The sequence below is a fragment of the Pedobacter punctiformis genome (assembly GCF_027213715.1).
GTDB lineage: Bacteria > Bacteroidota > Bacteroidia > Sphingobacteriales > Sphingobacteriaceae > Pedobacter > Pedobacter punctiformis.
Genome location: NZ_JAPWGM010000005.1, coordinates 346,460 through 362,705, shown reverse-complemented (window position 1 = coordinate 362,705; position 16,246 = coordinate 346,460). Strand labels below are relative to the sequence as shown.

Genomic DNA, 16,246 nt, shown 5'->3' with positions numbered 1-16,246 from the left:
TTAAATTGCGAAACGGATTAACGGTTTAAATGATTGTTCCTTAAAACAATTGCTGAATATCCCTTTTAATTAACTCAATGGTTAAATCGTACGGGTTTTCGTCTATCGTAGCCATATGTTGCAGTATGGCCTTGCTTAATTCTATTCCGTTGGCATCGGCAGGTAAACCCTGTACCGCATTATTAATCATAGCAATGGTATCATCCTTAAGTTTTCGTACCACATTCCAGGTTACACTGCCTACATATAACTGCTGCGTAATGTTATGCTGATATTCTGATCTTACTTCGTTTAAAATACCAGCCTGCAAAGTGGCAATACCAATTCCCTGCTGATGCAGGCGCACCAGTAAATTAGCCGGATTAATCCTGTCCGTAAAAATAATAAGTCTTTCGTGTGCCTGTAATCTTAAAGGTAAAAGGTGGGTTCTGGCTTCTTTATTAATTTCAATGGTTTTAAGGTTAAAAAATCGTTGAATATCGGCCTTTAGGATATAATAAACTGCCATAAGGGCGATAAAGATGCCTGCAAATAAGATGGCTACATCGGTTACAATCTGTTGTATATTCATTGGTATTGTTTAACTACGGTAATTTTAACACCCGTATAAAAGCAAAAATGTGCATTATTATTTATATTTGTATCAGTTAAAATTTAAATAACATGAGTACAACAGTTGATACAGCATTTGCACCGGTAAGTTTTTCTGAAAACGCAGCAAAAGAGTTATATAAATTAAAAGATCAGCAAGAAATTGCAGAAGATTTTGGTTTACGTGTTGGCGTTGAGGGTGGCGGTTGCGCCGGGATGAACTATGTTTTAGGTTTCGATCAGAAAAAAGATGGCGATCAGGAGTTTTTCATTGACGGCATTAAAGTATATATGAATAAAGCCCACCAAATGTATTTAATGGGAATGATGATTGACTGGCAGGACGGTTTAAATTCGCGTGGTTTTACCTTTATTAATCCAAATGCAACCAGTACTTGTGGCTGTGGCACAAGTTTTTCGGCATAAACAAAATATTATTGTAACATATAGTACGGTCCCCTTGTCTAAACATCGGGACTTTTTTTATTTTTACAAATTAAGGTTTAAGGCAAAGGTATAGGGTTTAAGGCTAAAAGCTAATCTTGCTACTTGACTCCCGGATACTTGATTACTTACAACAAATGAATTACAGAGAAAATATCAGGCTGGCATTAGAATCAATTAAAGGCAATCGTTTACGCACCATGCTAACGGCCCTAATTATTGCCATAGGTTTAATGGCTTTAGTTGGTATTTTAACTACACTTGATGCGGTTAAGAAAAGTATGACAGAAGCGTTTAGCAGCATGGGTGCTAACTCTTTTACCATCAGAAACCGTGGCACAGGAATTAGAATTGGTGGTCCGGGTAAACGCCCTAAGCCTTTTAAAGAAATCAGATATGAAGATGCGGTAAGATTTAAAGACAGTCTGAATACACCGGCAACCGTTGCCGTAAGTGTTTTTGCCAGTGGTGGTTCTACAGTAAAATACGGCAGTTTAAAAACCAATCCAAATATTAATGTACAGGGGGTTGACGAAAATGGTTTGGCTGCGCAAGGTTTAAATCTTTCAGAAGGTCGAAATTTCAGCAAGTCTGAAGTAGAAATGGGCTCAAATGTTTGTATTGTGGGTGGTGATGTAGTAGAGAAGCTATTTAAAAATTCCGACCCGATGGATAAGTTGATCAATGTTGGGAACAACAGATTTAAAATTGTCGGGATTTTGGCAAAAAAAGGGTCAAGTATGGGTTTCAGTGGCGATAGAGCGGTGTATGTTCCATTATTAAAAGCAAAGCAAATTAATGCCAATGCTAACCCTTCTTATACCATTACCGTTATGGTTCCTAATAACGACATTATGGATAATGTTATTGGAGAATCGACAGCCTTATTCAGAAATATCAGAAAGGTAAAAGTCACGGAAACCAATAATTTTGAGATCACAAAGAGTGATGCTATAGCTCAAACCTTATTCGAAAACCTTGCCTTCGTAGCCATTGGTGGGGTAGCCATCGGGATTATAACTTTAATTGGCGCTTCCATTGGTTTAATGAATATTATGCTGGTTTCGGTTACCGAGCGTACGCGGGAAATTGGAATTAGAAAAGCGATTGGAGCTAACCCACAGGTTATCCGCCGTCAGTTTTTAATAGAAGCCGTAGTAATTTGTTTAATGGGCGGAGCACTCGGCATTTTTCTGGGTATTCTCTTAGGTAATATTATATCCCTTGCTATGGGTGGTGCATTTATAATCCCATGGGTATTTATTATTGGTGGATTTTTACTTTGTGTTTTAGTTGGTATTGGTTCTGGTTACTATCCTGCTAAAAAAGCATCTAAATTAGATCCGGTAGAAGCATTAAGATACGAATAAAAAGACTTTAAGCTTAAAGCAAAACATTATTTAACTGGTGCTGACTTAAAAGTTTCTGCATTTCTGCCGTGCTTAAACTTTCTTCTAAAGCCGCAGCGTGTTTTAAATGGTGCATATCACTTCCTATAAAATCAATCATATGATTTTCAACCATTTCTATAGCCACTTTTTTTGCGCCCGAACCATAATAACCTGTCAGCGCAATAGAATTTAACTGCATTAAACAGCCCGTTTCCCTGATCTGGTGATACTTTTCTATTGAAGCATAGTAATAAGGATACCTTTCGGGATGGGCAAGTACAGGTTTATAACCAGCGTCCTGCATGGTTTTTATAAAATCGATTAAATTTTGAGGTGCATTTATGTACGAAAGCTCAAAAAGCACATAATGATTACCAAAAGTAAGCACCTCTTTCTGTTTAACTTTTCTTTCCAGTGTTTCATCCAGGTAATACTCCGCTGCAGCATCTACTTCTAAATCCAGTTGAATTTCCTGTAAGCCTTTTCTCAAAATATCTAAACCCCGGTTAATGGTATCAGGCGTATTTCGAAAATAGTCGGCCATAATATGAGGTGTGGCAATTAGCTTTTTAAAGCCAAGTTCCTTAAATTTCTTTGCTAAAAGCAAAGAATCGTTAATGGTTTGGGCACCATCATCTATACCCGGAATAATATGCGAGTGCATATCAGTTCCAATATTAGAAAAATTAAATTCGGGTGCTATTTTTTTCTTTTTAAATAATCCGAACATAAATGGGATAATTAAGCATTAAATTTAGAGTTCTTTCGGGAGATTTGATGATTCGGCTGCTGATGCTAATTTGGATGAATAAATTTTATCCAGTAATTGGTTAACTTCTCCGCTTAAATCAAATTGCAGATCTTCATGTAGTTTTTTAAACTTATTTAACGTTACAGCAACCGTTTTTAAATAATAAACAGAAAACAGAATCATAAAATCCCGATAGGAAAGGATTTTACCTTTGTACGCTATCGGGATAATATTTAAGATGTAGATTTTGAGTTCAACCTCTCCAACAGCATCTTTTGTAACTTTATAAAAATGATTAACCGTGGTAATCATCTTTCGAACTTTAACGAGTGCTTCTTTAGCGTTCAGGTTTTTCAACTCTAAAATCTGTTCAGCAACATCGGTTTTTATCTTTTCTTTTCTATCCTCCAGATCGGTTTCATCTTCCAGTAGCTTATAATGAAGGTGTTCTGTAAGCACTTTATCTTTAGCAACCAAACGCAACAGTAACTTGTCTTTTTCTTTAACAGGTAAATCTGTTATCGCCAGTTTTAAATCTTTGTGCTCCGCCAGCTTCATCTAAAAAGGATTAGCTTTTATATATTTTTCCCATTCCCAGGCCGAACGCATCATTTCATTCAAGTCCAGGTTTGCTTTCCAATCCAATTCTTCATTAGATTTTCTTACATCCCCAAAAATCTGAATAATATCTCCCGCCCTTCTTGGTCCGATTTTATAATCCAGTTTGGTTCCGGTTGATTTTTCAAAAGCAGCAATAATTTCTAAAACAGAACTTCCTTTACCCGTTCCTACATTAAATACTTCGTAGTTGGTACCTGCTTTATTTTCTTCCAAACGTTTTATTGCAGCAACGTGTGCTTTGGCCAAATCAACAACATGGATATAATCACGAATTGCTGAACCATCCGGGGTATCATAATCATCGCCATAAACAGTTATCGGTCCGCGTTTGCCAATAGCAGATTGCGTAATAAAAGGAACCAGGTTAGCCGGAATGCCGTTTGGCAATTCACCAATCAAAGCCGTTTCATGTGCACCAACCGGGTTAAAATAACGCAAGGCAATTACATTCAAATCCGGAGTTACCGCAGCGGTTTCTTCCAGAATTTCTTCGGCAATTTGTTTGGTATTACCATATGGCGACTCTGCTTTTTTAACAGGTGCAGCTTCTGTTACCGGTAAAGTATCTGGTTGACCATAAACTGTACATGAAGAAGAAAAAACGAAATTTATTTTCTTGTTAAAAGAGGTTAGCAGGTTAATTAAGCTGTAAAAATTATTTTTATAATATTTTAAAGGCTGCTCTACCGATTCGCCAACAGCTTTGTAAGCTGCAAAATGAATAATTCCGCTAATATCGGTATGATTTTCTGCAAATTCCTGAACTGCTTTATCATCTTGTAAATCAATTTCATGGAAATCGTGCCATTTACCTGTAATCTCGTGCAGCTGAGTTAAAATTTTAATATTTGAGTTTGAAAGGTTATCCAAAATAACCACTTCATATCCTGCATTGTGTAATTCTACTACGGTATGAGAACCAATATAACCGGTACCCCCGGTAACTAATATTTTAGCCATTTTAACGATTGAATGTTGTGAAATCTTTATGTTCTATTTTTTGTAATGCTTCGGCCGGTAAAGACTTGAAGTATTCGTATGTAATTTTAAGTCCTTCTGCTCTGCCAATCTTGGGTTCCCAGCCTAATAACGCTTTTGCTTTTGTAATATCCGGACGGCGTTGTTTAGGATCATCCTGAGGCAGTTCTTTGTAAACAATTTTTTGAGACGTTCCGGTTAGTTTAATGATTTCTTCACAAAACTGTTTGATCGTAATCTCATCAGGGTTGCCAATATTTACAGGCTGTGCATAATCCGACATCAATAAGCGATAAATCCCTTCAATTAAATCATCTACGTAGCAAAATGAACGGGTTTGAGAGCCATCACCAAAAACGGTCAGGTCTTCTCCTCTTAATGCCTGACCAATAAAAGCAGGTAAAACCCGGCCATCATTAAGGCGCATTCTTGGTCCATAAGTATTGAAAATACGGACAATCCTCGTTTCAACGCCATGAAAAGTATGATAAGCCATTGTTATTGCTTCCTGAAAACGTTTTGCTTCATCGTAAACACCACGTGGTCCTACAGGATTAACGTTTCCCCAATACTCTTCAGGCTGGGGGTTAACACTAGGATCGCCATACACCTCTGAAGTAGAAGCGATTAACATTCTTGCGCCTTTAGCTCTTGCAAGTCCCAGTAAATTATGTGTGCCCAATGAACCAACTTTTAACGTTTGGATTGGAATTTTTAAATAATCAATCGGACTGGCAGGTGAGGCAAAATGCAGGATATAATCTAAATTACCAGGAATATGAACAAATTTGGAAACATCGTGGTTATAAAACTCGAAATTTTCCAGGTTAAAAAGGTGTTCAATATTAGCCAGATCACCCGTAATCAGGTTATCCATACCAATTACATGATAATCTTCTTTTATAAAACGATCGCAAAGGTGCGAACCTAAAAATCCGGCTGCTCCTGTTATCAGAATTCTTTTACGACTCATCTTAATCAATTAGTTTTCTACCAATACTGTTGTAATAATAACCCAAATCGATCATTTTTTGCAGGTCGTACAAATTACGCCCGTCAAAAACTACCTTATTTTTAATTTTACTTTCAATCTTATCAAAATCAGGGTTGCGGAAAACCGACCACTCGGTTGCAATCAATAAAGCATCTGCATTTTCTAACGCTTCATATTGGTTTTTAGCATAATTAACCTGATCGCCAATGGTTTGCTTTACATTTTCCATCGCTTCAGGATCAAATACCGTAACTGTAGCACCTTGTTTTTTCAAAGCATCAATAATATATAAAGCAGGCGCTTCTCTGATATCGTCAGTTTCTGGTTTAAAGGCTAAGCCCCATAACGCAAAATGTTTGCCCTTAATGTCATTTTTGTAATATTTCAACACTTTATCAACCAGGATGGTTTTTTGTTTTTCATTAACTTCCATAACCGATTTCAGAATTTGGAAATCGTAAGCATAAGCATCTGATGATTTAACCAATGCCTGCACATCTTTTGGAAAACATGATCCACCATAACCAACACCCGGAAAAAGAAAGCGTTTACCAATACGGTCATCCGAGCCGATTCCTCTTCTTACCGCATCAACATCGGCACCAACCAATTCGCAAAGGTTGGCAATTTCGTTCATAAAGGTAATTTTAGTTGCTAAAAAAGAATTAGCAGCATATTTTGTCAACTCAGATGAACGTTCATCCATAAACAAAACCGGGTTTCCCTGGCGCACATATGGTGCGTAAAGGTCAGCCATTATTTTCATTGCTTTTTCACTTCTGGTACCCAATACCACACGGTCGGGTTTCATAAAGTCATCAACAGCTACACCTTCACGTAAAAATTCAGGATTAGAAACGACATCAACTTCAATGTTGGTATTTTCTACAAAAACGGCTTTAACTTTATCTGCAGTTCCAACCGGAACGGTAGATTTATTAATGATTATTTTATATTCCGTGATCAGCTTTGAGATATCTTTTGCTGCACCCAAAATGTACGAAAGATCAGCTGCTCCATCACCGCCCGGAGGCGTTGGTAAAGCCATAAATATAATTTGAGATTTCTCTACCGCTTCAGCCAAATTAGTGGTAAAAAGCAATCTGCCTTGCTCAATATTTCTATGAAAAAGCAAATCTAAACCAGGTTCGTAAATGGGTACTTCACCATTTTGCATTTGCTTTACCTTTGCTTCATTTATGTCAACACAAATAACATCATTTCCAGTTTCGGCTAAACAAGTTCCGGTAACCAAACCTACGTATCCGGTACCAATTACGGCTATCTTCATCTATTATTAAGCTTTTTAAATATATTCGTTTTATATTGCCACGAAGATAAGAAATTACACTCAATGCTTTTGCTTTACATACTAGGAATTAGATTTTATGGCCTCATTATTTGGATATTTTCACTTTTTAACCACAAAGCGAAATTATTTATCAATGGCCGTAAAAATATTTTTAACCAGATTGCTCAAAAAATTAATCCTGCCGATAAACACATTTGGTTTCATTTTGCCTCCCTTGGAGAATTTGAGCAAGGCAGGCCTGTTTTAGAAAAGTTAAAAGATCGATTTCCAGCAAAGAAAATTGTGGTTACCTTTTTTTCTCCATCGGGTTACGAAATCAGAAAAAATTATGCCCTGGCAGATGTTTTTTATTTACCACTCGACACGGCCGGCAATGCAAAAAGGTTTATCCAAAGCATTAATCCCGAAATGGCCATTTTTACCAAGTATGAGTTTTGGCATTTCTACTTTAAAGCACTTAAAAAGAACAACATTCCGCTTTATGTTATTTCAGGCATTTTCAGAGAAAAACAGACTTTTTTTAAATGGTACGGCAGCTTTTACCGGAACATCCTCAAAAACGTAACTCACTTTTTTGTTCAGAATAAAGAAAGTGAAACCTTGTTAAAATCAATTGGTTTAAATAATGTAACGATTAATGGCGATACCCGTTTCGACCGGGTTTATGACAATGCTCAATCGCCTAAACAGTTAACGGAAATAGAGAAATTTATTGGAAGTGATCCGGTTTTAATTTGTGGCAGCACCTGGCCTGAGGATGAAAAATTTTTATCTGTTTTACCTGAAAAGTATCCCGACTGGAAATTTATTATTGCACCGCACGAAATTGATGAGAATCACATTGACAGTATCGAGCAATTATTTTCAGCAAATAGTTCCCGGTTTTCAGCACTGCATGCTCAATTGCAGACAGAAAATTCAAGAATACAATTTAGCAATGCTCAGGTTTTAATTATCGATAATATTGGCATGCTTTCTTCCTTATATCAATATGGAAAACTGGCCTATATTGGCGGTGGTTTTGGCGCAGGTATACACAATACGCTCGAAGCTGCAGCTTTTGGATTACCTGTTATTTTTGGCCCTAAATATCAAAAATTTCAGGAAGCAAAAGATTTAATTACACTTAATGCTGCTAAAAGTATCTCTTCTGTTGAAGAATTGATTTCTGCTTTTGAAAGCTTTAAGGAAAATCCAGAAGCAGCAGCAATTGCGAAGAAATATGTAAAAGATCAAAAAGGTGCTACTGAAATGATTCTTAAAAAGATTTACGGTTAAATTTATAAAATCTATCTTTCGCTTTAAGATTTTCAAAACAACTCAGGTAATCTAAGCATACAAAACCTAAATCTGGTCTACTCTAACCCAATCCATACCTGCAGCAATAGCCGCCTGAACGCCGGGTTCTCCATCTTCGAAAACCATACATTTTGCCGGGTCAACACCCAACAATTCGGCTGCAGCTAAAAACGGGTCAGCAAATGGCTTTCCCTTCTCCGTTTCACCTGAACATACCAATACTTCTATAAAAGGCAATAAGCCCAACACAGTTAAAGTTTTTTCTACGGTTTTTCTACTCCCTCCCGAAACTACCCCAATACGAACCTTACCCACATGCTTTTTTAAATGTTCGGCAACAAATTCTATAGGTTTTGTTTCTAAAATAAAATTTTCGAAAAACTCAATAGATTTTTCATGCGAAAAAGTATCGGGAAGTGCCACCCCGTAACGACGACTAATTTCCTGACTGACTAAAATAGTTGGCCAACCGGCAAGTTCATCAATAATGGCAGTATCTAAATCAATCTGGTATCTGGAAGCAACGTTTTTGTATGAAAGTTTATGTGCAGTCATATTATCGGCAAGTGTACCATCACAATCGTATAAAAAGGCTTCGTAACCGCCTGAAGTTAACTGATTTAAAATTGCGAGTTTCTCTAATTCTGTTTTCAAAATGTATTATTTATAGCGTCAATACAATTGTTTGTTACCTCATCTACCGCGGGTGAAGCATCGATTGTAATGAGATTTTTTTCTGTAAATAGCGGTTCATCCAACGCTTCAAATTGACTCTCTAAAAGACCTTTAGGCATAAAGTGACCCACACGTTTTTGCAAACGTTCCGCAATTTCTTCAAAACTGGATTTTAAATAGATAAACATAGTTTCGCCTGAAATTTCTGCTCTTAAAATATCCCGGTAAGATCTTTTTAAAGCAGAACAAGCCATCACAAGCATTTGATTTTCCTGTAAATGGGTTGAGGCAATTTTACCCAAGTCGTTTAACCAGGGAATCCGGTCTGCATCAGTCAGGGGAATGCCGGAACTCATTTTTATAATATTTGCCGAAGGGTGAAAATCATCTGCATCTACAAATCTAGCATCCAATTTCTCTGCAATTTGTTGTCCGATAACGGTTTTCCCACTGCCAGATACGCCCATTAAAATGATGCAGCGCTTCGTCATATTAATTTACCATCTCCGCTAAGGCCTCAATAAATACCGGGCTATCGTTCAGGCTTTCTACCAGTTGTACATGTTCACCGCCTAAAGCCTTAAATTCTTCGTGATATTCTACTGTAATTTCGTAAAGCGTTTCTAAACAATCGGCAACAAAAGCCGGACTAAAAACCAATAAACGCTTTTTGCCTTCAGCGGCCAATTTCTTTAAAATATCAGTTGTGTAAGGTTGTACCCAGGGCTCTTTACCCAAACGCGACTGGAAACAAACGGTATAATTTTCTTTAGAAATGTTTAATTCCCGGGCAATTAATCTTGCCGTATCGTGGCCTTGAGCTGAGTAACAAAACTTGTTGGTATCGTTTAAAGTTTGACAACAATCCGCACTTTTCAAACAATAGCTTCCGGTATGATCACATTTTAATAGCTGACGTTCGGGCAAGCCGTGGAAACTAAAAAGAACATGATCATACGTTTCAGGTTGATGTTTTCTTGCATTTTCGGCAAAAACTTTAATCATCAGTTCATTATTATGGAAGGAATTGACAAAAGAAACCGGCGGAACAGTTGGCCATTTACTGATTAATTCCATAACCAATTGTATAACCGAACCTGTACTGGCCGAGGCATATTGAGGGAATAGTGGTATAACCTGAATGCTTTCGACCAAACCGGCCTTTAAATTTGCCAAAGCAGATTCAACCGAAGGACTTTGATAACGCATTGCCAGTTCTACCTGGTAATCATCACCCAATCTTTCCTGTAGCATACCAGCCTGCAGTTTACTAAAATACAAAAGCGGCGAACCTTTCTCATTCCAGATTTCCTTGTACAATTTTGCCGTTTTAGGGCTGCGAAAAGGAACTATAATTCCCTTTACCAATAAGGTTCTGTTTAATTTTGGTATATCGATTACACGTTCGTCCATTAAAAACTGATCTAAATATTTTTTTACATCAGAAACTGCCGGACTATCAGGAGTGCCTAAATTAACGAGTAGAATTCCCTTTTTGCTCATTTAATAAGAATATGATTTGTTGCGCAAATATCGCTTTTTTATTTTTTTATACCTATCCAAAAAAGGTGATGGCAGACATTTTTAAGTCAAATTAAAATCAGGTTTTATTTCAAAGTGTAGAGTGTGCTAACCTTTACTTTTATACAACTGCCACCACGGCGTACCTGGTTTTTGATGATGTTCTAAATGATACCCAAAAAAATAACAGCTTATAAATGCAAAAAAATGATTCTTGCGCAGCGTTGAAGACTGATATTCATTGTCATGCTCTCCTTTGTGAGGCAGATAAGTACCAAAATAAAACAGCTGGAAAGTGCTTAGCAGAGACGGCAAAACCCAGAAAAGCAAAAGATTTTGTTCAGCTACCCAAACTTTTAAAACATTATAGGCAACTGCCATAATAACCAGTTGAATAATGGTTACATAATTCCACATAAAACTGAAATACCATTTCCAAAAACCATGTTCCGCATAATCTGGGTCATCTGCTGTATGCACATGGCGGTGGTGTTTATGATGTTTAGTGTACAATTGCGAATAGAAAAAGCCCGCAAACAGAAATACCGATAGATAACCTACAGAGTTATTAACGGTTTTGTTTGTTGAAATTGTGCCATGCATAGCATCATGAGCTGTAATAAACAAACCGGTGTATAAATGCATTTGTATCAGTACCGTAAGATAAACCAAAGGGTTTGTCCAGTTAAAATGCCAGTTTAAAAGAAGACACAGTGAAGTAAACCAACAGGCGATAACTGTTAGCGCAACAATTAATCCGGTAAATTTATTTGGATCTTTCAATGGCTGTTTTATTCTTTTATTATTTTAAACAGCAGGAAACAAAAAAGGATTTGATTAAAACGTTTCTATTGCTGCTTTAACTTTTTCCATCAGCCACATTGGGGTAGATGTTGCACCACAAATGCCAACCTTATCATTTGCATTAAACCAACTTTGCTCCAGCTCTTCTACATTCGAAACGAAATATGAGTGATCATTGTATTTTTTACAAACATCATAAAGTACTTTTCCGTTGGATGACTTTTTACCCGACACAAATACGATCTTATCATAATGACTTACAAAATTTTCCAATTCTTCGTAACGGTTACTCACTTGTCTGCAAATGGTATCGTTTGCCTTTACTTCATAACCACGCCCTAATAATTCATCCTTAATGTGATAAAATTTATCTGTGCTTTTGGTTGTCTGACTGTACAAAGTAAATTTAGAAGGTAATTCTATGTGATCCAGTTCCGCTAAATCCTGAAAAACGATTGCTTTGCCATCCGTTTGTCCTTGTAAACCGATTACTTCGGCATGCCCATGCTTTCCAAAGATCAGAATTTGCTCGTTATCATCGTGAGAGTTTTTAATTCTGTTTTGCAGCTTTAAAACCACCGGACAAGAGGCATCGATAAGGGTAAGGTTATTTTCTAAAGCCAGTTGATAAGTGGAAGGGGCTTCGCCATGCGCCCGGATTAAGACTTTCTCGTTTTTCAGCGTTTTTAAAACCTCATGATCAATAATCTTCAACCCACGGTCGGTTAGCCTTTCAACTTCTTCATCGTTATGAACAATATCACCAAGACAATATAAATAACCTTCGCTATCTAAAATATCTTCAGCCATTTCTATTGCGTAAACTACGCCAAAACAGAAGCCTGATGATTTATCTATGGTGACTTGTAAGTTATTGCTCATTATAATGCAAAATTAAGCAAAAATATTTGATCCCGTTGTCATGTATAAGACAACAAAAAATACAAGTTGAGCAATAAACATAGTTGTACCGATGTATTTTTGTTGTTTTAAATCCAATGCGTAATAAAATTTAAGCAAGATAACGGAAACGATGAACCAGGCTACATAATTTTGTCCTGGAATTTCGTGGTAATCCCAATGCCAGTAATCAAATTTCATAGCAACCGGTTCGAGGAAGAAATCTAATGTAATTAAAGCCAGCCCGCCCAAAAGTGACGCAACGATGCTGTTTCTGATTTTAAAACTCTTCATCATCTGGCCAACACTGAAAATAAGGATCACCCAGTTTACCCCCATCAGGAGTGGTACTGCAGCAATTTTATAACCCAGTGTGGTTCCATAATAATAGCTACCGAAAATTTTACCGGTGTGAACGCCCAATACTTCAACTAAAAAACCACATAAAAAAACACCGCTCACAAATAAAGCAAGTCGTTTAACATTTGCATTATAAGACAGTAAAATTACAGCAAACATTAACAACAGGTGAAAAGGAACTATTTTTATAAAATATGGCTGCGCTGCAGGAATTAAAAAACCCAACAAACCAACCAAATGAAAAATGATAATTACAGCAACAGCTGCTTTTTTAAATTTTAAATCGGTCTGATCGTTCTGCCCTTCCATGTGCCTGTTTTAAAAATGTGTTTTTTTATAGAAATAATAGAAATAATTAAAAAAAATAACATTTGTACCGGATGCAAAACAATATTAATAAACACATTTTGCCCTGACAAATAAGAGATCATTAACCTGCTTAAAACAATTAAAGTTATCGGTAGTATAAGTAACGCAATGTTAAAATTTAGCACTAAAACCAGCGGACCTATAATAACCAAAAGCTGGTAAAGTAATAAGATTAAGACGTTATTACCAAAACCTGCAAGTAAATTTTTACTAAAACCATTTAAACATTCGCCCAGGTTTTTATACATCCTACAGTAAATCATGCCATTAGCCAGCAAAGCCTCTGTTTTATATTTTTCCTGTTTTAGCAGTTTCATGAGTTCCACATCCTCTACAACCTGTGCCCTGACTAAACTGTGCCATTTATTTTCCTGATAATTTGCTGCGTTGAAAAACATACATTGTCCGCTGGCAGCAGAAAAAGCCGGATTCTTAGATAATTTGACTAATCTTAACGGCAGGAGGTTTAAAAGGATAAAGTGCATTAATGGAACCGTTAGCTTCTCACCAAATGAAAACATTTGCTGATTGGTAAACAAGCTCAGCAAACTCAGCTGCCCCAGTTCCATTCTATAAATTAAGCTGTTAATCAGTCCGATTTTAATCAGTTCATCTGCATCTACAAATAGAAAATACTTGCCGGTTGCAGCCTCACTTAACTGGTGACAGGCGTAGTTTTTCCCTAACCAGCCTTTGGGTAGTTCTTCACCTTTTATAATACTGAATTGTGAATTTTCCTCACAAAAGGCATGCACTACCGAAAATGTATTATCCGTTGAATGATCATCTAAAACGATTACTTCATAATTGGTATAATCCTGGTCTTTTATGGATTGTAGCAACAGTATGATATTTTCTTCTTCGTCTCTTGCTGGAATGAGAATAGAAACCCGGTCTTGAAAATGCTTAATTACCCGGGGCAACTTCGGGTTGGAAATAAAATTGAAAACGGTTACAGAAAACCGGATTACTAAAAAAATAAGGACAACTTGAATAAAAATGGTCATTCGGTAATTTGTGTTTGTTTAACAGCCGAGTAATCATAATGTTTATTGTAAGCGCTTTTAAGTAATTGCAAGCTAATGTATTCTTCGTTTTCCCAATGTTGCAAATAAGTATGTGCAGTGGGTTTACGTTTGGCGAAGTAATCTATAAACGTGGCAGAAAAAACAACATTGATTCTTTTTTGGCTGGCATTAATCATCTGCATCACCCCTTTTTCAAAACCAATACTTTTAAGGTGATTAGAATAGAGTTTTCCCTGTGGAAATACCAGCACCAGATTGTCAGGGTCGTCTAAAAGCTTACCTGCATAATTCAATGTTTCTAAAACATCTTTCCCCTTCGTTTCGGGTGCAAAAGCGCCAAGATATTTTAAAAACCCTACTTTATTGTAATTATCGGCATTAACCAACACATGAAATTGTTTTTTAAAGAGCTTTTTATTGATATAGAAGATAAAAAAACCATCCCACCAGCTAAAATGATTCGCCAGCAGTAAAATCGAATTTTCATTTTTTAGCGCTAGATGATCAAAATTAAAAGCAGAAAAATCTTTTTTTATGATGTATTTAATGTACCATGAAAAAAAGTTAAAGATGATTGTATTTTTCTTGGGGAGATACATGCAGGGAAATTGCAAAAAAATAGGCTTAATTGCAAACTTCAGGCTAAATTATACATTTTCGCCCGGTTACTATCCATAAAGAATGAGCAGTAAATAGAATGCTTAGCTTAAATAAACGCGATCTTCCTCCCCTTCTACATCCATAACCACATCTACATGTTCTTTTAAAACCGTAGCCAGTTCTAAACCGACAAAATCTGTTGCGATTGGGAAAATTTTATGACTTCTATCCACTAAAACCACCGTGCGGATTTTTTTATGAGGGGTATTTAAGAAAACACCTAATCCATAGGCCAGCGTTTTACCACTATTCAACACATCATCAACTAAAATAATGACTTTATTTTTCCAGTGGCTTTCGTCCAGATCCGTTTTAGCAATCAGCTTACTGCTCTCCCGCTCCAAATCAATTCTTAACAAGACGATTTTAAAACCCGCTATTTTTTTTAGCACCTTTTCAAGTCTTAAAGCCAATTTATAACCCCTGTCCCAAATACCTGCAAGTACGATTTCCTTTTCATTCAGGTTATCTTCCAGAATTTGATAAGCAATGCGATTAATTTTTTGCTGAATTTGTTTTTTATTAAGAATCAGTAATTGCGATGTAGCCATTTTATAAAGCGGATTGAATACAAAAAGAACGATTTTAAGGGTGAAAGTCAAACTATTTCAAAAATAATTTACAATATCTGCAACGTTTCGCACCTGTTTGCGTCTAATCAGTAACCTTTAATCAAAATCATGGAAATCTTAAGGGCACAAAAATGTCCAAAGGATCTCTATAACACTAAATATATTCTTATGAAAAAAATGTTTAAATCATCCGTCATCCTATTTTTAATCGCTGTTAGCGGCTATTACGCTAAAGCGCAAGACAATAAAAATGTTTCAGTAAAAAGTTTTAACAGCATTACAGTTAGCAGTGGCATAGATCTTTACTTAACCCAGGGCGGTTCAGAAAGTCTGAACATCAAAGCTGATGCTGAGTTATTAAAAAATATAGTTGTTGAACAAAATGGAGGCAACTTAACTATAAAAATAAAGGATGGAATTAACTGGAGTGGTTTATTTAAAAATCAAGTAATTAAGGCTTATGTTCATTACAAAACCTTAAATGCGCTTACAGCTTCAGGCGGATCAGATGTTTTTACTGAAAATCAGATGAAAGTTGATAAACTGGCGGTCAGATCTTCAGGTGGTTCAGATGTAAAACTGAATCTGGTTTGTAATGATTTATCGCTTCAAAGCAGTGGTGGCAGCGATGTGGACTTAAAAGGTAAAGCAGAAAATTTAAGTATACAAGCCAGTGGCGGCAGTGATATTGATGCTTACGAATTTGCAGCAGAATATGCAAAAGTATCAGCCTCAGGAGGTTCAGATGTAAACATTTCAGTAAATAAAGGCTTAGAGGCCGGAGCAAGCGGCGGTGCCGATGTTTATTTTAAAGGCAATGCTTCTCTTAAAAAAACATCATCATCTAAAAGTGGTGAGGTTAAAAGAGTCAATTAATAAAATAGGTTTAGTTAATGATTCCGCTGCGTTTGTGGATGCAACGCAGCGTTTCAATTTCTTAAGCTAAAGAACAACAACAATACCTATAAAATTCCCT

The 16,246-nt window shown here is 36.4% G+C and carries 19 protein-coding genes; 4 read left to right on the top strand and 15 right to left on the bottom strand.

Going from position 1 to position 16,246, the window contains the following annotated elements:
• Positions 1–40: 40 nt before the first annotated feature.
• Positions 41–571, bottom strand: coding sequence for a DUF7935 family protein (locus O0955_RS15550; RefSeq protein WP_269428481.1), 531 nt, complete (start codon positions 569–571; stop codon positions 41–43).
• A gap of 92 nt (positions 572–663) precedes the next feature.
• On the opposite strand from O0955_RS15550, the gene O0955_RS15545 reads away from it, so the two are divergent.
• A complete protein-coding gene (locus O0955_RS15545; RefSeq protein ID WP_269428480.1) occupies positions 664–1,017 on the top strand; it encodes a HesB/IscA family protein in 354 nt (117 codons plus the stop codon).
• 155 nt (positions 1,018–1,172) lie between these two features.
• A complete protein-coding gene (locus O0955_RS15540) occupies positions 1,173–2,405 on the top strand; it encodes an ABC transporter permease (RefSeq protein WP_269428479.1) in 1,233 nt (410 codons plus the stop codon).
• 13 nt (positions 2,406–2,418) lie between these two features.
• Here the strand turns inward: O0955_RS15540 and O0955_RS15535 are convergent, their stop codons facing one another.
• Genes O0955_RS15535 through O0955_RS15515 form a run of 5 tightly spaced genes read right to left on the bottom strand, consistent with a single transcriptional unit; the run spans position 2,419 to position 7,061 of the window.
• Complete coding sequence (locus tag O0955_RS15535; protein ID WP_269428478.1) at positions 2,419–3,156, bottom strand: tyrosine-protein phosphatase; 738 nt, start codon at positions 3,154–3,156, stop codon at positions 2,419–2,421.
• 24 nt (positions 3,157–3,180) lie between these two features.
• A complete protein-coding gene (locus tag O0955_RS15530; protein ID WP_269428477.1) occupies positions 3,181–3,735 on the bottom strand; it encodes a hypothetical protein in 555 nt (184 codons plus the stop codon).
• Positions 3,736–4,758 carry a UDP-glucose 4-epimerase GalE gene (galE, locus tag O0955_RS15525; protein WP_269428476.1) on the bottom strand — a complete coding sequence of 341 codons (1,023 nt, stop codon included), beginning with the start codon at positions 4,756–4,758 and terminating at the stop codon, positions 3,736–3,738. It abuts the gene before it with no gap.
• A 1-nt stretch (position 4,759) separates the two neighbouring features.
• The gene (locus O0955_RS15520) at positions 4,760–5,749 is read right to left on the bottom strand and encodes a UDP-glucuronic acid decarboxylase family protein (RefSeq protein WP_269428475.1); all 990 of its coding nucleotides are present in this window, start codon (positions 5,747–5,749) and stop codon (positions 4,760–4,762) included.
• A gap of 1 nt (position 5,750) precedes the next feature.
• The gene (locus O0955_RS15515; RefSeq protein ID WP_269428474.1) at positions 5,751–7,061 is read right to left on the bottom strand and encodes a UDP-glucose dehydrogenase family protein; all 1,311 of its coding nucleotides are present in this window, start codon (positions 7,059–7,061) and stop codon (positions 5,751–5,753) included.
• A gap of 63 nt (positions 7,062–7,124) precedes the next feature.
• Between O0955_RS15515 and O0955_RS15510 the strand changes: the two genes are divergently transcribed.
• Positions 7,125–8,360, top strand: coding sequence for a 3-deoxy-D-manno-octulosonic acid transferase (locus O0955_RS15510; protein WP_269428473.1), 1,236 nt, complete (start codon positions 7,125–7,127; stop codon positions 8,358–8,360).
• 66 nt (positions 8,361–8,426) lie between these two features.
• Here O0955_RS15510 and O0955_RS15505 read toward each other — a convergent pair whose 3' ends face one another.
• The 9 genes from O0955_RS15505 to O0955_RS15465 all read right to left on the bottom strand — a co-directional run bounded on the left by O0955_RS15505 (position 8,427) and on the right by O0955_RS15465 (position 15,249).
• Positions 8,427–9,035 (bottom strand): HAD family hydrolase, encoded by a 609-nt coding sequence (locus tag O0955_RS15505; RefSeq protein ID WP_269428472.1) that lies wholly within the window; start codon positions 9,033–9,035, stop codon positions 8,427–8,429.
• The gene (locus O0955_RS15500) at positions 9,032–9,547 is read right to left on the bottom strand and encodes a gluconokinase (RefSeq protein WP_269428471.1); all 516 of its coding nucleotides are present in this window, start codon (positions 9,545–9,547) and stop codon (positions 9,032–9,034) included. The genes O0955_RS15505 and O0955_RS15500 overlap by 4 nt, the downstream gene beginning before the upstream one ends.
• Before the next feature lies 1 nt (position 9,548).
• The gene (hemH, locus tag O0955_RS15495; protein WP_269428470.1) at positions 9,549–10,559 is read right to left on the bottom strand and encodes a ferrochelatase; all 1,011 of its coding nucleotides are present in this window, start codon (positions 10,557–10,559) and stop codon (positions 9,549–9,551) included.
• 126 nt (positions 10,560–10,685) lie between these two features.
• Positions 10,686–11,360 carry a fatty acid desaturase gene (locus tag O0955_RS15490; protein ID WP_269428469.1) on the bottom strand — a complete coding sequence of 225 codons (675 nt, stop codon included), beginning with the start codon at positions 11,358–11,360 and terminating at the stop codon, positions 10,686–10,688.
• A gap of 54 nt (positions 11,361–11,414) precedes the next feature.
• Positions 11,415–12,263 carry a 4-hydroxy-3-methylbut-2-enyl diphosphate reductase gene (locus O0955_RS15485; protein WP_269428468.1) on the bottom strand — a complete coding sequence of 283 codons (849 nt, stop codon included), beginning with the start codon at positions 12,261–12,263 and terminating at the stop codon, positions 11,415–11,417.
• Between the two features lie 12 nt (positions 12,264–12,275).
• Entirely contained in the window at positions 12,276–12,950 is a 675-nt protein-coding gene (locus O0955_RS15480; RefSeq protein WP_269428467.1) for a carotenoid biosynthesis protein, read from the bottom strand.
• A complete protein-coding gene (locus O0955_RS15475; RefSeq protein WP_269428466.1) occupies positions 12,920–14,017 on the bottom strand; it encodes a glycosyltransferase in 1,098 nt (365 codons plus the stop codon). Before O0955_RS15475 ends, O0955_RS15480 begins: the two co-directional genes overlap by 31 nt.
• Positions 14,014–14,637, bottom strand: a complete 624-nt coding sequence (locus O0955_RS15470; RefSeq protein WP_269428465.1) for a 1-acyl-sn-glycerol-3-phosphate acyltransferase — start codon at positions 14,635–14,637, stop codon at positions 14,014–14,016. The genes O0955_RS15475 and O0955_RS15470 overlap by 4 nt, the downstream gene beginning before the upstream one ends.
• 102 nt (positions 14,638–14,739) lie before the next feature.
• The gene (locus tag O0955_RS15465; RefSeq protein WP_269428464.1) at positions 14,740–15,249 is read right to left on the bottom strand and encodes a phosphoribosyltransferase family protein; all 510 of its coding nucleotides are present in this window, start codon (positions 15,247–15,249) and stop codon (positions 14,740–14,742) included.
• A gap of 189 nt (positions 15,250–15,438) precedes the next feature.
• On the opposite strand from O0955_RS15465, the gene O0955_RS15460 reads away from it, so the two are divergent.
• Positions 15,439–16,146: a head GIN domain-containing protein gene (locus tag O0955_RS15460; protein WP_269428463.1), complete on the top strand. Its 708-nt coding sequence runs from the start codon at positions 15,439–15,441 to the stop codon at positions 16,144–16,146.
• Positions 16,147–16,246: the final 100 nt, after the last annotated feature.

Coding starts and splice junctions, on each gene's coding strand:
- O0955_RS15550 (WP_269428481.1), bottom strand. CDS start 571: ATGAATATACAACAGATTGTAACCGATGTAGCCATCTTATTTGCAGGC.
- O0955_RS15545 (WP_269428480.1), top strand. CDS start 664: ATGAGTACAACAGTTGATACAGCATTTGCACCGGTAAGTTTTTCTGAA.
- O0955_RS15540 (WP_269428479.1), top strand. CDS start 1,173: ATGAATTACAGAGAAAATATCAGGCTGGCATTAGAATCAATTAAAGGC.
- O0955_RS15535 (WP_269428478.1), bottom strand. CDS start 3,156: ATGTTCGGATTATTTAAAAAGAAAAAAATAGCACCCGAATTTAATTTT.
- O0955_RS15530 (WP_269428477.1), bottom strand. CDS start 3,735: ATGAAGCTGGCGGAGCACAAAGATTTAAAACTGGCGATAACAGATTTA.
- galE (WP_269428476.1), bottom strand. CDS start 4,758: ATGGCTAAAATATTAGTTACCGGGGGTACCGGTTATATTGGTTCTCAT.
- O0955_RS15520 (WP_269428475.1), bottom strand. CDS start 5,749: ATGAGTCGTAAAAGAATTCTGATAACAGGAGCAGCCGGATTTTTAGGT.
- O0955_RS15515 (WP_269428474.1), bottom strand. CDS start 7,061: ATGAAGATAGCCGTAATTGGTACCGGATACGTAGGTTTGGTTACCGGA.
- O0955_RS15510 (WP_269428473.1), top strand. CDS start 7,125: ATGCTTTTGCTTTACATACTAGGAATTAGATTTTATGGCCTCATTATT.
- O0955_RS15500 (WP_269428471.1), bottom strand. CDS start 9,547: ATGACGAAGCGCTGCATCATTTTAATGGGCGTATCTGGCAGTGGGAAA.
- hemH (WP_269428470.1), bottom strand. CDS start 10,559: ATGAGCAAAAAGGGAATTCTACTCGTTAATTTAGGCACTCCTGATAGT.
- O0955_RS15485 (WP_269428468.1), bottom strand. CDS start 12,263: ATGAGCAATAACTTACAAGTCACCATAGATAAATCATCAGGCTTCTGT.
- O0955_RS15480 (WP_269428467.1), bottom strand. CDS start 12,950: ATGGAAGGGCAGAACGATCAGACCGATTTAAAATTTAAAAAAGCAGCT.
- O0955_RS15475 (WP_269428466.1), bottom strand. CDS start 14,017: ATGACCATTTTTATTCAAGTTGTCCTTATTTTTTTAGTAATCCGGTTT.
- O0955_RS15470 (WP_269428465.1), bottom strand. CDS start 14,637: ATGTATCTCCCCAAGAAAAATACAATCATCTTTAACTTTTTTTCATGG.
- O0955_RS15465 (WP_269428464.1), bottom strand. CDS start 15,249: ATGGCTACATCGCAATTACTGATTCTTAATAAAAAACAAATTCAGCAA.
- O0955_RS15460 (WP_269428463.1), top strand. CDS start 15,439: ATGAAAAAAATGTTTAAATCATCCGTCATCCTATTTTTAATCGCTGTT.